At 66.4% G+C, this 14,491-nt stretch carries 13 protein-coding genes; 8 read left to right on the top strand and 5 right to left on the bottom strand.

Going from position 1 to position 14,491, the window contains the following annotated elements; translation table 11 throughout:
• The first annotated feature begins 33 nt into the window (after positions 1 to 33).
• Positions 34 to 531 carry a transporter suffix domain-containing protein gene (locus B3098_RS24200; protein ID WP_175136310.1) on the top strand — a complete coding sequence of 166 codons (498 nt, stop codon included), beginning with the start codon at positions 34 to 36 and terminating at the stop codon, positions 529 to 531.
• Positions 532 to 541: 10 nt separating this feature from the next.
• Here B3098_RS24200 and B3098_RS24205 read toward each other — a convergent pair whose 3' ends face one another.
• A complete protein-coding gene (locus tag B3098_RS24205; protein WP_175136309.1) occupies positions 542 to 1,468 on the bottom strand; it encodes a LysR family transcriptional regulator in 927 nt (308 codons plus the stop codon).
• A gap of 113 nt (positions 1,469 to 1,581) precedes the next feature.
• Here B3098_RS24205 and B3098_RS24210 point away from each other — a divergent pair, with 113 nt between their 5' ends.
• Together B3098_RS24210 and B3098_RS24215 are read left to right on the top strand one after the other, a co-directional pair.
• Positions 1,582 to 3,003 carry a M20 family metallopeptidase gene (locus B3098_RS24210; RefSeq protein WP_175121284.1) on the top strand — a complete coding sequence of 474 codons (1,422 nt, stop codon included), beginning with the start codon at positions 1,582 to 1,584 and terminating at the stop codon, positions 3,001 to 3,003.
• Positions 3,004 to 3,020: 17 nt separating this feature from the next.
• Entirely contained in the window at positions 3,021 to 3,989 is a 969-nt protein-coding gene (locus B3098_RS24215) for a Bug family tripartite tricarboxylate transporter substrate binding protein (RefSeq protein ID WP_286899511.1), read from the top strand.
• A gap of 49 nt (positions 3,990 to 4,038) precedes the next feature.
• Here B3098_RS24215 and B3098_RS24220 read toward each other — a convergent pair whose 3' ends face one another.
• The 3 genes from B3098_RS24220 to B3098_RS24230 all read right to left on the bottom strand — a co-directional run bounded on the left by B3098_RS24220 (position 4,039) and on the right by B3098_RS24230 (position 7,729).
• Positions 4,039 to 4,617, bottom strand: coding sequence for a lipid-binding SYLF domain-containing protein (locus tag B3098_RS24220; RefSeq protein ID WP_286899514.1), 579 nt, complete (start codon positions 4,615 to 4,617; stop codon positions 4,039 to 4,041).
• Between the two features lie 118 nt (positions 4,618 to 4,735).
• The gene (locus tag B3098_RS24225; RefSeq protein WP_286899515.1) at positions 4,736 to 7,102 is read right to left on the bottom strand and encodes a catalase; all 2,367 of its coding nucleotides are present in this window, start codon (positions 7,100 to 7,102) and stop codon (positions 4,736 to 4,738) included.
• A 12-nt stretch (positions 7,103 to 7,114) separates the two neighbouring features.
• Positions 7,115 to 7,729: a hypothetical protein gene (locus B3098_RS24230; protein WP_175136306.1), complete on the bottom strand. Its 615-nt coding sequence runs from the start codon at positions 7,727 to 7,729 to the stop codon at positions 7,115 to 7,117.
• 284 nt (positions 7,730 to 8,013) lie between these two features.
• Here B3098_RS24230 and B3098_RS24235 point away from each other — a divergent pair, with 284 nt between their 5' ends.
• The 4 genes from B3098_RS24235 to B3098_RS24250 all read left to right on the top strand — a co-directional run bounded on the left by B3098_RS24235 (position 8,014) and on the right by B3098_RS24250 (position 11,595).
• Positions 8,014 to 8,364 (top strand): DUF3325 domain-containing protein, encoded by a 351-nt coding sequence (locus B3098_RS24235; protein ID WP_414631311.1) that lies wholly within the window; start codon positions 8,014 to 8,016, stop codon positions 8,362 to 8,364.
• 166 nt (positions 8,365 to 8,530) lie between these two features.
• Complete coding sequence (locus B3098_RS24240; RefSeq protein WP_175136305.1) at positions 8,531 to 10,525, top strand: ribonucleoside triphosphate reductase; 1,995 nt, start codon at positions 8,531 to 8,533, stop codon at positions 10,523 to 10,525.
• A 94-nt stretch (positions 10,526 to 10,619) separates the two neighbouring features.
• Positions 10,620 to 10,802, top strand: coding sequence for an anaerobic ribonucleoside-triphosphate reductase (gene nrdD, locus B3098_RS24245; protein ID WP_175121277.1), 183 nt, complete (start codon positions 10,620 to 10,622; stop codon positions 10,800 to 10,802).
• Entirely contained in the window at positions 10,768 to 11,595 is an 828-nt protein-coding gene (locus tag B3098_RS24250) for an anaerobic ribonucleoside-triphosphate reductase activating protein (protein WP_191575357.1), read from the top strand. The genes nrdD and B3098_RS24250 overlap by 35 nt, the downstream gene beginning before the upstream one ends.
• On the opposite strand, the gene B3098_RS24255 is transcribed toward B3098_RS24250, so the two are convergent.
• The gene (locus B3098_RS24255; protein WP_286899520.1) at positions 11,586 to 13,004 is read right to left on the bottom strand and encodes a PLP-dependent aminotransferase family protein; all 1,419 of its coding nucleotides are present in this window, start codon (positions 13,002 to 13,004) and stop codon (positions 11,586 to 11,588) included. The genes B3098_RS24250 and B3098_RS24255 overlap by 10 nt on opposite strands.
• 130 nt (positions 13,005 to 13,134) lie before the next feature.
• Here B3098_RS24255 and B3098_RS24260 point away from each other — a divergent pair, with 130 nt between their 5' ends.
• The gene (locus tag B3098_RS24260) at positions 13,135 to 14,424 is read left to right on the top strand and encodes a hydroxymethylglutaryl-CoA reductase, degradative (protein WP_286900263.1); all 1,290 of its coding nucleotides are present in this window, start codon (positions 13,135 to 13,137) and stop codon (positions 14,422 to 14,424) included.
• Positions 14,425 to 14,491: the final 67 nt, after the last annotated feature.

Genomic DNA, 14,491 nt, shown 5'->3' on the forward strand with positions numbered 1-14,491 from the left:
GTTTCATATTCCACCCCTTGCAAGGAGACCGCCATGAGTGTCCAAGACCTGCCAACCCAACCCGCGCCGGCAATGGGCTGGCGCTTCAAGTGCGGAATCGGAATTTTCATCCTGGCCTTCGCGCTCTGGTTCCTGATTCCCATCGGCGCCGCGATGGACATCCCCGGATCGCGCATCGCGGCACTGACCGGCGCCATCTTCATCGCCAACAAGGTGTTGCTCATCACCTGCATCGCCGTCATGGGCAAAGAGGGATTCCAGCAACTCAAGGCCATCATCGGCGGTCACGCGAAGAAACTGGCGCCCGTGCAGAAGGTCGGCCCCGTGCGCCACGCCATCGGCATGGTGATGTTCATCCTGCCGCTACTGACGTCGATGCTGGAACCCTATGTCGACCAGATCTGGCCCGGTTTCCGGCCGCGGCTGTGGCAGGCGCAACTGCTGGGCGACGTCATGCTGGTGGCCAGCTTCTTCGTGTTGGGCGGCGATTTCTGGAACAAGCTGCGCGCCCTGTTCGTGCGGTCGGTCTAGTCATCAGCCGTCACGCGCCGCCCTTGTCCAGATCCGGCGCGCGCGGCGCCGCAGTGAGCCGCGCCGCCATGAATTCCAGAAACTCCTTGGCCAGCGGCGGCAGGGTGCGCCCTTGCAGCGTCACGGCCTGGATGCTGCGCTGGCGCATTTCCGGGTTGCTGAACGGCACTGCGGCCAGCGCGGTGCCCTGCGGATCCCCCATCAAGGTCAGGTAACCCGTCAGCGCCACGATCCGGCTTCCCGGCAGCATGGGCAGGAAGGCCGCCGAATTGTTGGACACGTAGGCCGGCTCGATATGCAAGCCGGCATTGGCGCAGGCGGTATCGAAAAGCTGCCGCACGGTGGTGCCCTTATCGCCAACCGATACCGGCACGTCGGCCAGGTCACGCAGGCTGATCGCGCGGCGCGCGGCAAGCGGATGCTGCCGGCACATCACCGCGTAAACCGGCGCGCGCGTCAGCAGTTCGGTCTTCAGGCGATCGTCCTGCGCCACCGTGTAGTGCAGCGCGATCTGCGACATTCCCTCGAGAATCCGTCGAATCACCTCCTCCGGCCGGTCCACCTGGAGATGAAAACGCGTCTCGGGCCGGACCTGCTTGAAGTCGGCCATGCATAGCGGCAGGAATCGGTGCGCGAATCCCTCGCTACAGGCCAGCCGGATCGTGACGTCGCCTAGCGCGCTGCGCCGCCGGATCTCCTTGGTGACGCGTTCGGCCTCCAGCGCGGCCGCCCGGGCGTATGCCGCGAGCTGAAGCCCGGCCTCGCTGAGCGCCATGCCGCGCGCCTGGCGTTCGAACAGCACGATGCCCAGGCTGTCTTCCAGTTTGGCGATCTGCCGGCTGACGGCGGATGCTGCCACATGCAGACTGGCCGCCGCGCCTGCGATCGAACCGCAGCGCGCGACTTCCAGGAAATATCTGAGACCGAGGGAGATCATGGATGGCTCCTGGATGAGATGCCTTTATGGCAACGCAAAGGTGCGAAATATCTAATTGTGGCACGCATAGAACCGTAATACTTTTGTTTTTCCGTACTGCCCCGAGAACCGCCATGACCCGCGAACAAGCCATTCTCCACGCGACAGAAGCGTATGACAGCGGCGTCCTTCAGGACACCCTCGCGCGCCGCATCGCGTACACCACCGAAAGCGAAGTCTCCACCCAGGGCCCGGCGCAGCATGCCTACCTGTCGATCGAACTGGTCCCGCGCCTGTCGGCACTGGGCTTTTCCTGTGAAGTGCATCGCAACCCTGCCGGGGTGGACCTGCCGATCCTGGTCGCACGCCGCATCGAAGCGGCCGAGTTGCCGACCGTCCTCATGTACGGTCATGGCGACGTGGTGCGAGGCAACGCCGCCAAATGGGACGCCGGCCGGGACCCCTGGCGCCTGCAGGTCGAAGGCGACCGCTGGTACGGGCGCGGCACGGCCGACAACAAGGGCCAACACTCCATCAACCTTGAAGCGCTGTCGCGCGTCATCGCCGTCCGCGGCGGCGTGCTGGGGTTCAATACGATCTGGCTCATCGAAACCGGCGAAGAAGCGGGCTCGCCCGGCCTGGCCGCGTTCTGCAAGACGCACCGCAATCTTCTGGCCGCCGACGTCTTCATCGCCAGCGACGGGCCGCGCCTGAACGCCGCGCGGCCTACGCTGTTCATGGGCTCGCGCGGCGCGGTCAATTTCGAACTCAAGGTACGGGCTCGGGAACGCGGCTACCATTCCGGCAACTGGGGCGGACTGCTTTCCAACCCGGCCATCCGGCTGACACATGCGATCAGTTCGCTGGTGGACGCGAACGGCCGCATCGCCGTGCCCGGGTTGCGCCCCCCGCCAATCCCCGCTGCGGTCGCCTTGGCGCTGGCAGACCTGGAAGTTGGTGGTGGCGACGACGATCCGGACATCAACGACTGGTGGGGCGAACCCGGCTTGACCTCGCCGGAAAAGGTATTTGGCTGGAACAGTCTCGACGTCCTGACATTCGGCGCCGGAGACCCCGCCAAGCCCGTGAACGCCATTCCTCCGGAAGCGTCGGCCTGGTGCCAGTTGCGCTTCGTGGTCGGCACCGACTGGCGTGCCCTGCAGGAACACGTGGTCGAACACCTGCATCAGGGCGGTTTCGACGACGTTGAGGTTCGTGTCGGCATGCAGGCGGGCGCGACGCGCCTGTCGCCCGACACCCCGTGGGTGCGCTGGGCCGCCGCCTCGCTGGAGCGCACCACCGGCAAACGGCCGGCCCTCTTGCCCAACCTGGGCGGCTCGCTGCCCAACGACATTTTTGCCGACCAACTTGGCCTTCCCACCCTGTGGGTGCCGCACTCCTACCCCGCTTGCGCGCAGCACGCGCCCAATGAACACCTGCTGGGCAGCGTCGCCCGGGAAGGCCTAGCCATCATGGCCGGCCTTTTCTGGGACCTCGGCACCCAGGGCGCCGACTTGCTCGAACAAGCCTGCTCCCAATCGTCCACCTACGCCTGATCCGACCGAGCCCCATCATGACCGCCAGACTTCGCACCGCCCTGTTGGCGTTGACACTTGCCGCCGCGAACGCCCACGCCGCGTATCCGGAACAGGCCATCAAGATCGTCGTCCCGTTCACGCCGGGCGGCGCCACCGACGCGGTGGCGCGCCTGCTCGCAACCAAGTTGACGGGCAAGCTGGGTCAGCCCGTCATCGTCGAGAACCGCCCCGGCGCCTCCACGCTTATCGGCGCCGAGGCCGTCGCCCGCGCAGCGCCCGACGGCTACACGCTCATGCTGTCCGGCAGCACCACGTACAGCGTCCTGCCCGCACTCAAACCGTCGCTGCCCTACGACCCCGTGCGCAGCTTCGAGCACATCGGCATCGTCGCCATGGCGCCCGTCGTGCTGCTGGCGCAAAATGCGCTGCCCGCAGCGACACCACAACAGGCGGCTGAGCTCGCACGACAGGAAAGCGCCAAAGGCGGACTGATGTACGGTACGTTCGGCTCCGGGTCCGCCCCCCACCTCACCGGCGAGATGTTCGCGCAGGCTGCCGGCGCCAAGATGACGCCAGTGCCTTACAAGGGCAGCGCGCAGCTCATGACCGCGCTGATCGGCGGCGAGATCGCGCTGGCCGTCGATACGGTGTCGGCGTCCGCCGCCCACGTGCGCGCCGGCAAGATCCGCGCACTGGCCGTCACCGGCGAGCAACGCATGCCGCAATTGCCGGACGTGCCGACCTTCGCCGAAGCGGGCATGCCGGAGGTGTCGTTCGTCGGCTGGTACGGATTGGTCGCGCCGGCGAACACACCGACTCCGGTCATGCACACCTTGAACCGGGTAATGGCGGAAATCATGCAGGACACTCAGGTGCGCAAGCGCGTGTCGGAACTGTCACTGAATCCGGTCTTCCTGCCAGGTCAGGCTTTCCGTGAGCAGATTGCGATAGAAATCGCCACTTTCAGCGCCATCGCCCAGCGTGCCGGCATAACGCTGGAATGACGGCTGGCGGGACGCCAACCGGGGTCCCGCCCCCATTTCTGCAAATGACTCAGTTCGGATCCATGCGACTGATCTTCGATCCTTGCAGACCCATCCCCGCCATCAGGCCCTGCTCGCCAAACGGCACCGCGTACACGTCTTGCGTCAAGGTGGTGGTCGAGATGCTGGCGGCGTAGCCCTGATCCACCACGACCAGGCTGGGCCCCGCCCCCAGACTCCACCCGTCGCTCTGATCCAGGTACGCCAGCGCCGGCTCATTCATGAAGAACAGCGCGTACGAAAACTGCTGGGCGCCGGCCTGGAACCCGAAAGACAGTGCAGATATCGAATAAAACCCTTCGACCTGGCCGCGGCGGATCAACGCGCCGGAGCCGCGCTCGCCGCCGACCAGGAAGCCGCCCTTGATGATGTCGGGAAACACCAGCACCGCGACAGCCTGCTTGCCCAGTTCACGCATGCGTGGATCCTGGGAGTAAAGCTGCTCCAGCGCCGCCATCGCGTCGGCGCCGATCTCCGCCGCCGACGCGGCCCGCGCGGATGGTGAGACGCTGACCAGGGCGGAAAAAGCCAAAAGGCTGGCGCAGAGCCAGCCAAGGAACTTCACAGGCAACACGGACGCGCGATTCATACGGCCTCCCCGGTTAAGAAGGACGCGCGCCGATTGCGCGCGCCCGACCTGCCGGCTCAGTATTCGCAGCCGCCCCGCACGTGTCAATGATCCGTTCTTACCCGTGCGGGCGCGTCCCTCATACCTTCGGTGGCGTCGTCTCCCGCTCCGGATGGCGGTGTTTGCCCAGTGCCGCGATGAACGCCTGCGGATCTTCCCCGCCCAGCAGCAGACCGCCGTCGTTCGGATCCGGATCGATGCCCGCGGCCGCGTACACCTGCACGCCGTCGCCGATACCCATCAGCGTCTTGCCGTGCCGGTAGGCGTCGCGCAGGAACTCCAGCGCCCGACCGTCGGCAGCCAGGAGCGCCGCGGCATCGGCGCCGCCCGCTACCACCGCCCCGTCGAACACGCCGGACGGATGGTTGTCCAGCGACGCATCCGCATCAAACGCGCCGCCGTCGGCGGTGTGGACGGGACCGATGCGCTGACTCACCAGCCGCACGACGGCACCCGCCTGAATCAGCGCGTCGGCCACCGCGGATACGGTTTTGCCATCCACGCCTTCAGCCGCCAGGATGGCGACCTTGCGCGTAGCTACGCTGCCGTCGCCCGGCCGCGCGGTCAGAGACAGCGATGGCGACACCTGCACTTCGGGCTTGGGCGGGTTCTTTATGGCGCGCGGCAACGGGTCCGGCAGCGCCATGCCCAGCTGATCGGCCACCCCTTGGGCCAACTCGTCGGACACGTTGCGCAGGGACGCCACCATGCGCTGGCGGATCTGCGGCACGGTCACCTTGCTGAGCTCGAACGCGAAGGCATCGACGATGTGCTTGCGCTCCCAGGCGGTCTGGCTGTCGTAGAACAGCGTGGCCTGGTTGTAGTGCTCGGCAAACTTTTCGGGATGCCCGCGCAACTCATCGCTCGTCACCGGCTCCGGGAACGACACGAAGCCGTCCATGCCCGCCTGGAACGGGCAGCCGCCGGCCAGCGAATTGGGCTCATAGGCCACCCGGCCGCGATGGATGGCCTGACGATGCATGCCGTCGCGCTGGTTATTGTGCACCGGCGCCAGCGGCGCGTTGATGGGAATCTCGTGGAAGTTCGGGCCGCCCAGGCGCGAGATCTGCGTGTCGACGTAGGAATGGATGCGGCCAGCCAGCAGAGGGTCATTCGTGAAGTCCACGCCGGGCACCACGTGCGCGGCGCAAAACGCCACCTGCTCGGTCTCGGCAAAGAAGTTGTCGGGGTTGCGGTCCAGCACCATGCGGCCAATCGGCACGACCGGGACCAGTTCCTCGGGCACGATCTTGGTGGCATCCAGCACGTCGAAGCTGAAGCCTTCGGCCTGATCTTCGGTAAAGACCTGCACGCCCAGTTCCCATTCGGGGCCGTGGCCCGCGTCGATCGCTTCCCACAGGTCGCGGCGGTGATAGTCCGGATCCGCGCCCGACACCTTGACCGCTTCGTTCCACACCTGCGAATGCGTGCCCAGGATCGGATTCCAGTGGAATTTCACCAGCCGCGATTCGCCCTGCGCGTTGACGAAGCGGAACGTGTGCACGCCAAAGCCCTGCATCATCCGGTAGCTGCGCGGAATCGCACGGTCCGACATCGCCCACATCAGCATGTGCGTGGATTCGGGCATGAGCGACACGAAGTCCCAGAAGGTATCGTGCGCGGACGCCGCCTGCGGCATGCCATGGTGCGGTTCGGGCTTGACCGCGTGAACCAGGTCCGGGAACTTCATTGCGTCCTGGATGAAGAACACCGGCATGTTGTTGCCGACCAGGTCCCAGTTGCCCTCGTCCGTGTAGAACTTCACGGCAAAGCCGCGCACGTCGCGCGCCGTGTCCTTGGACCCGCGCTCGCCAGCCACGGTCGAAAAGCGCACGAAGACCGGGGTCCGCTTACCGGCCTCGGCAAACAGCGACGCAGCGGTCAGGTCCGTCAGCGGCTTGTAGCACTCGAAGTAGCCGTGGGCAGCCGAGCCGCGCGCGTGCACGATGCGCTCGGGGATGCGCTCATGGTCGAAATGCGTGATCTTTTCACGCAGGATGAAGTCCTTGAGCAGCGCCGGCCCGCGCAGCCCGGCTTTCAGCGAATGCTGGTTGTCGCTGATGCGCACGCCCTGGTTGGTGGTCAGGGCCTGGCCACCGCCGTCCGCGCGCACGCGCGGCAACGTACCGTCGTTCTGGTTCACGCCCGGCGTGGCGGCGTCGCCCGTCTTGTCCGAGACTTCCTTCTCGGACAACGAGCTTGCGCCCACGGCCGGATCCACCGTGCCCACGTGTGCGCCGGCGTAAGGACAGCGCGCGGCCTGCTCGCCGTACTCTGCTTCCTTGTTGGCGTTGTGGGGGATGGCGCCTGTCGTGGCGCCCACGGCAGCCGCGCGCTGGAGCGCGGGGTGGGTCGGCTTGCCGGCGGGTCCGGTGGCCGGACCGCTATCGGTATTCATGTAGGCGGTGTCGAGCGCGCCGCCCTTTGCTGGCTTCTTGCTTGGCATGATTCTTTCTCCTTAATGGGTCAGCATCGTTTCGCGCGCCTGCTCGGCACGGGACGCACCAATGGCGGTTTCCACTTTCTTCACCTCTTCGGGCGGCGGCAGCACGGCCGGGAAGCCCAGCGACTCGATCCACAGCTCGCGCGACCAGCCTTGCGTGTGATACAGGTGATGGTCCTCATCGGTTGCCACGGCGTCATAGGCCTGCTTCAGGATCTTGGCTTCTTCGCCCGATTGCTGCTCGGCAATCAGCCCGATCAGCGACCAGTTGGCGTGGTCCTTGGTCTCGGCCAGCACCACGCATTCGGTCGCCACCAGCTGAGCGGCGGCCGGGTCGCCGGCGTTGATGGCCATCTTCATCGCCCGAACCAGCGATTCGCCCAGGTGACGCACCACGTCGCGGCCCGGCGACTTGGCCTGCGGGTCCAGCTTCAGTTGTTCGAACACCGTCAACAACACACGGCGATGGGTGCGGGTTTCTTCCAGATAGCCCAGCCATTCTTTCTTCAGGTCTTCATTGATGGCACAGCTGACCGCAGTCTCGTAAATGGCAAGGCCGCCGATCTCGGTTTCCAGCGCCTGGTAGAGCAGCTCCTTGATCTGGCGGGCGTTTCCGGCTTTGCGTTTCATGGTTGGGCTCCTTGTCGTAGGTCATCAACGATGCGCACGGCGGGCGATCGCTTCCGATGGAGGCGCGAACACAGCAATTCGCGTTCCCGAGGCTGCGTCCGCCGATCCGGGCAGGCGATTGCCGCCGTCCGAGCAGTGGCGGCCCGGAAGCTGTGCAGAAAATACAAAGCGCTCCAAAGCCGGACGCCGCGCCGATTCCCGTAGAATCGGGGGCATTACCCACAACAGCGCAAGGGCGTCGCGCCACCCGGCAGGCACAGCGACCCGCGCAACAAAGCAGCCGCATGACCATGAACGACCTCTGCGCCATCGCGATGGCCTTGCTGCTGACCTACGCCGGCATGGCTTGCCTGGCGCTCGCCACCCCCCGTCACTATCACCAGGTCTGGACGCGCAATCCGCACGCCGGCCACACGCGCGTCCTGCGCGGCGCCGGGGTCCTGTTGATGGGGCTGGCCATCCTTCCCTGCGTGGGCCTGTGGGGCGACATGCTGGGCATGGTGGTCTGGCTGGGCTGGCTGTCGGCGGGCGCGCTGTTGTGGTTCGGGCTGCTGTCATGGGCCCCGCGGCCGGCCGCCGGCACGGCCGCGGTCGCGGTGGCGATTTCCCTGCTCGGCGTGAGCATCGGCTTCTGATCCAGCCGGGCCGGCCGCAGGCGCCGGGTGCGACCGATCGCCGCATTGCGCAAATTCACGACGGTTTTCGGCCATTTGATGCGGGTCAATCGGCATCCAGATCCAGCGGTTCCAGCACCATATGTGGTGATAGAGTCTTCGCACTCCACTACATATGGTGCCAACAATGGAAATCCAACACATCCTCAAGCGCGACGGCCGCGTCGTTGCATTCGATAGCGAGAAGATCGCGCAAGCCATGGCGGCGGCGGGCCAAAGCACCGGGGAGTTGGACCTGCAAGGCGCACGCGCGCTGACCGGCACCGTCATCGCCAAGCTGGACGGCAACGTCTGCCCCGGCGTCGAAACCATCCAGAACCGCGTTGAAGACGTGCTGGTCCAGGCAGGCCACTGGCGCACCGCGCGCGCCTACATCGTCCACCGCGAGCAGCACGCCCGCCTGCGGTCGTTGCGCCATACGTTGGTCGACGTCGAAAGCGCCATGGAAGAGTATCTGGAACAGCGCGATTGGCGCGTCAACGCCAACGCCAACCAGGGCTACAGCCTGGGCGGCCTCATCCTGAACGTCGCCGGCAAGGTCACCGCCAACTACTGGCTGTCCAACGTCTTCACCCCGGAAGCCGGACACGCCCACCGCGAAGGCGACATCCACATCCACGACCTGGACATGCTCAGCGGCTACTGCGCCGGCTGGTCGCTGCGCCAGTTGCTGACCGAAGGTTTCAACGGCATTCCCGGCAAGGTCGAATCCACGCCGCCCAAACACATGTCGGCCGCCATCGGCCAGATCGTGAACTTCCTGGGCACGCTGCAGAACGAATGGGCCGGCGCGCAGGCGTTCAGCTCGTTCGACACCTACATGGCGCCCTTCATCCGCCGCGACGCGATGACCTACGCGGACGTCAAGCAATCCATCCAGGAACTCATCTTCAACCTGAACGTGCCCAGCCGCTGGGGCACACAAACGCCCTTCACCAACCTCACGTTCGACTGGACCTGCCCGGCCGACCTGAAGGACCAGATCCCCTACGTGGGCGGCGAGGAAATGCCGTTTTCCTACGGCGACCTGCAGGCCGAGATGGACATGATCAACCGCGCCTACATCGAGGTCATGATGGCCGGCGACGCGAAGGGCCGCGTGTTCACGTTCCCCATCCCCACGTACAACATCACGCCCGATTTCGACTGGGACCATCCCAACACCGAGCGCCTGTTTGAAATGACGGCGCGCTACGGGTTGCCGTACTTCCAGAACTTCCTGAACTCCGACCTGGAGCCGCACATGGTGCGCTCCATGTGCTGCCGCCTGCAGCTCGACCTGCGCGAACTCCTGAAGCGCGGCAACGGCCTTTTCGGTTCAGCCGAGCAGACTGGATCCGTCGGCGTGGTGACCGTGAACTGCGCCCGGCTTGGCCATACCTGCCGCGGCGACGAAGCGCGGCTGATGGAGCGCCTGGACTACCTGCTGGCGCTGGGCCGCGACGTGCTGGAAACCAAGCGCAAGGTCGTGCAGCGCTACATCGACCAGGGCCTCTACCCCTACACCCGCCGATACCTGGGCACGCTGCGCAACCACTTCAGCACGCTGGGCGTGAACGGCATCAACGAGATGATCCGCAACTTCACGGACGATGCCGAAGACGTGACCACGCCCGCCGGCCACGCCTTTGCGGTGCGCCTCCTGGACCGCGTGCGCCAGCGCATGACCGAATTCCAGGAAGAAACCGGCCACCTCTACAACCTTGAAGCCACGCCGGCCGAGGGCACCACGTACCGGTTCGCCCGCGAAGACCGCAAGCGCTACCCCGGCATCCTGCAAGCGGGTACGGACGCCCAGCCCTACTACACGAACTCGAGCCAGTTGCCGGTGGGCTACACAGATGATCCCTTCCACGCGCTGCAATTGCAGGAAACGCTGCAAAGCAAGTACACGGGCGGCACCGTGCTGCACCTGTACATGAACGAGGCCGTGTCCACCGCCGAGGCCTGCAAGCAACTCGTGCGCCGCGCGCTCACCAACTTCCGCCTGCCGTACATCACGGTCACGCCCACGTTCTCCATCTGCCCGAATCACGGCTACCTGGCCGGGCACCACGAGTTCTGCCCCAAGTGCGACGCGGAACTGCTGGCCAAGCAATCGTCTTGCTGCACCCCGGCCTAGCGTTGCCGGAATCCGGGGCGGTGCGCAACCTACCGGCGCGCGCCGTCCTTTACCCGCCGGGCAAGCGTCCGGCATCACTTTCCGAGGAAAACCTATGCAAACCTTGACCGCTCCCGTCGCCGCGTCCGCTCCCGCTGTCCAACTGGACGACAGCCAGCGCGTGCGCTGCGAAGTCTGGACCCGGGTGATGGGCTACCACCGCCCGGTTTCTTCCTTCAACACCGGCAAACAGGGCGAATTCAATGAGCGCCGCTTCTTCGTCGAACGCAGTGCCTGAAGGCGGATCGCCCCAGGGCAACTCGCAGGCCGGCGGCGCCGGCCGGCCCGCCGCCCAGGCCATCCGCCTGCTGGCGGATCGGCCGGCCTATGCCGCACCGCCGCAGCCGGTTATCCAGCCCCTGCCCCGGCACTCGCCCGCCGTGGGCGGGCTGGTGCCTTTTTCCACCGTCGACTGGCCCGGCCAACTGGCCGCGGTCGTCTTCATCTCGGGCTGCCCGTGGCGCTGTCACTATTGCCACAACGTCGAACTCCAGACGCGCGCCGCCCGCTATGACTGGCGCGAGGTCCGCGCCTTCCTCGAAACCCGCAAGGGCCTCCTGGACGCCGTTGTGTTCTCCGGCGGCGAGCCGCTGAGCGAGCCGCGCCTGCCCGCCATGATCCGCGACGTCAAACGCATGGGCTACCGCGTGGGCCTGCACACTGCGGGCATCTACCCGCTACGGCTGGCCGACGTGCTGCGTCATCTGGACTGGGTGGGCATGGACATCAAGGCGGACGCCAAGGGTTACGACGACATCACGGGGCGGCGCGATTCCCAGCGTCCGGCGCTGGCGTGCCTGACGCAGTTGCTGTCCGCCGGACAGGATTTCGAATGCCGCATCACGTGGCATCCCGACTGGCTGGACGAGTCGCGGCTGATGGCGCTGGCGCGGGAACTGGCCCGCCGCGGGGTGCGCCACTTCGCGGTGCAGGCCGCGCGCGCCGCTCCCGGCGCGCCCATCGCGCGGGCGCTCAGCAACCAGGCGCAGGGCGAGCTGCGGCAGGCCTTCCAGGAGTTTTCCTATCGCTGATCCAGATGCGCAGCCAGGGTGGCGTGGAATCGCGGCGACACCACGGCGCCCACATTGCAGCGGGACCACGGCGACACCGCCGTGGGATCCACGCTGAACACGCGACCCGGCGCCATGATGACCTTCTCGGGCATCAGCGCTGCGGCCAGCGTCAGCGAATCGGCCACGCCGGGAAACGCAGACCACAGATACAACGAACTGGTCGGCCGCGTGAACACCTGCGCGCCCAGCGAATCCAGCACCTGCAACGCCTGGCCGGTCGCAGCTTCCAGCCGCTGGCGCAGCCGCACCAGATGCCGCTCGTAATGGCCCTCGCGCAGCATCACGTCCACCATGCGCTCGCAATACTCAGAGCTGCTGACGTGCACCAGTGCCTTCAGATCGGCCAGGTCGCTTGCCAGCGCGGCGTTGCACGCGATGAAACCCACGCGCAACGCCGCCGAGAAAGACTTCGAGAAGCTGCCGATGTAGATGGTGCGCTCAAGCTGATCCAGCGCCGACAGCCTGACCGACGACGTGGGCTTGAAGTCCGCCAGGGGGTCGTTTTCGACCACCATCAGGTTGTAGCGCTCTGACAGTTGCAGGATCTTGTAGGCCTTGGCGGGCGACATGTCCGAGCCGGTGGGATTGTGCGCGATCGACTGCGTAAAGAAGAGGCGCGGCTTTTCGCGCTGCAGCAACGATTCCAGTGCAACGACGTCCGGCCCGTCAGGCAGGCGCGGCACGCCCAGCATTCGCACGCCGGCCAGCTTCAGCTTGCCAAAGAGCGGGTAGTAGCCGGGATTGTCCACCAGCACCGTCGACCCCGGCGGCAGGAAGTAGCGGATCACCAGATCCATTGCCTCGTTGGCGCCATGCGTCAGCACCAGTTGCGACGGCGCGGTGTTGATGCCCACGTCGCCCAGCTTGCGGACCAGGCTTTCGCGCAGCGGCGCATAGCCAAATCGGCTGCCGTAGCGGAACAGCGCGCCCAGCCCCGTGCGCACCACCTTCTGGTGATAGCGATCCATGCGCATGTCCGCCAGCCACTCCACCGGCGGAAAGCCGTCGCCCACGGCGACCGCATCCGGTTGGGTCTTGAGCTGTTCGCGCATCAGCCACACGATGTCCATCGCCCGGCTCAATTGCCCCGGCTCTTCTTCCGCGGCCGGGCGCGCGTGATCGACGTCCAGCACATAGAAGCCCGAGCCGCGCCGCGGTTCGACCAGCCCGCGCGCCACCAGCATTTCAAACGCCACCACGACTGTGTTCTTGGCGTAGCGGTGCAGTTGCGCCAGCTCGCGCAAGGACGGCAGCTTGTCGCCCGCGCGGTAGACGCCGTCGGCGATCTGCTGGCCGATCAGGTTGGCCAGGCTCTCGGCGATGGGCGCCGCGCGCTGCGGCCTGCCCGGCGAATTGGCGTCATCCACGTTGCGATCCCCGTCTTGTCGTTGCCAAAATTGGTGCAGTGCAATGGTACTGTTTGCCCAAACTGTACCTCTGAATAGCGGTACAGTTTACCTAGAATCAGGCCACTCGATTCTTATACGGAGACACGCCATCGTGGCCGATTCACGCCTGCCCAACTTCCGGGCCCTCACCCCCGCCCAACGCCTGGCTTTTATTGCCGACGCCGCCTCGCTCACCGATGAAGAGCGCCAACTGCTGGCCGAGCCCGGCGCGCTGAACCTGGCCCGCGCCGACGGCATGATCGAAAACGTCTTGGGGACGTTCGAGCTGCCGCTGGGCGTGGCGGGCAACTTCCAGGTCAATGGCCGCGACGTGCTCGTGCCGATGGCCGTGGAAGAGCCGTCCGTGGTGGCGGCCGCCTCGTTCATGGCCAAGTTGGCGCGCGAAGGCGGCGGCTTCGAGACGTCCAGCACCCGCCCGCTGATGCGCGCACAGGTGCAGGTCCTGGGCCTGACCGACCCGCATGGCGCGCGCCTTGCCCTGCTGCGCGAACGCGAACGCATCCTGACGCTGGCCAACAGCCGCGACAAGGTGTTGATCGAACTGGGCGGCGGCTGCCAGGACATCGAGGTCCACGTGTTCCCGGACACGCCGCGCGGCCCGATGATCGTGATGCACCTGATCGTCGACGTGCGCGACGCCATGGGCGCCAACACCGTCAACACCATGGCCGAGGCCGTGGCCCCGCTGGTCGAGGAAATTGTCGGCGGCTCGGTCCGCCTGCGTATCCTGTCCAACCTGGCCGACCTGCGGCTGGCCCGCGCCCGCGTGCGCCTGACGCCGCAGACGCTGGACACCAAGGAGCGCAGCGGCGCCGAGATCATCGAAGGCGTGCTGGACGCGTACACGTTCGCCGCCATCGACCCGTACCGCGCCGCGACGCACAACAAGGGCATCATGAACGGCATCGACCCGGTCATCGTCGCCACCGGCAACGATTGGCGCGCGGTCGAGGCCGGCGCGCACGCCTACGCTGCCCGGTCGGGCCGCTACACGTCGCTGACCCACTGGGAAAAGGACACGTCGGGCGCACTGGTCGGCAGCATCGAGATGCCCATGCCTGTGGGCCTGGTCGGCGGCGCCACCAAGACCCATCCGCTGGCGCGGCTTGCGCTCAAGATCATGGACGTGCGTTCGGCACAGGAGCTGGGCGAAGTCGCCGTGGCCGTCGGCCTGGCGCAGAATCTGGGCGCGCTGCGGGCGCTAGCCACCGAAGGCATCCAGCGCGGCCACATGGCGCTGCACGCCCGCAACATCGCGTTGGTGGCCGGCGCCACGGGCGCGGAGATCGACGAGGTCGCCAAGCGCATGGCCGCGGAAAAAGACGTCCGCACCGACCGCGCGCTGGCCTTGCTGGAGGAACTGCGCGCGTCCCGATAACCCGCACGGTGAGTACCCGAGGCGGCGCCGGTCACCCCGCGCGCCGTCCGATAAACACAGGAGAGAG

It is taken from the genome of Achromobacter sp. UBA2119, assembly GCF_002331005.1.
GTDB classification, from domain to species: Bacteria; Pseudomonadota; Gammaproteobacteria; order Burkholderiales; family Burkholderiaceae_B; genus Achromobacter; species Achromobacter animicus.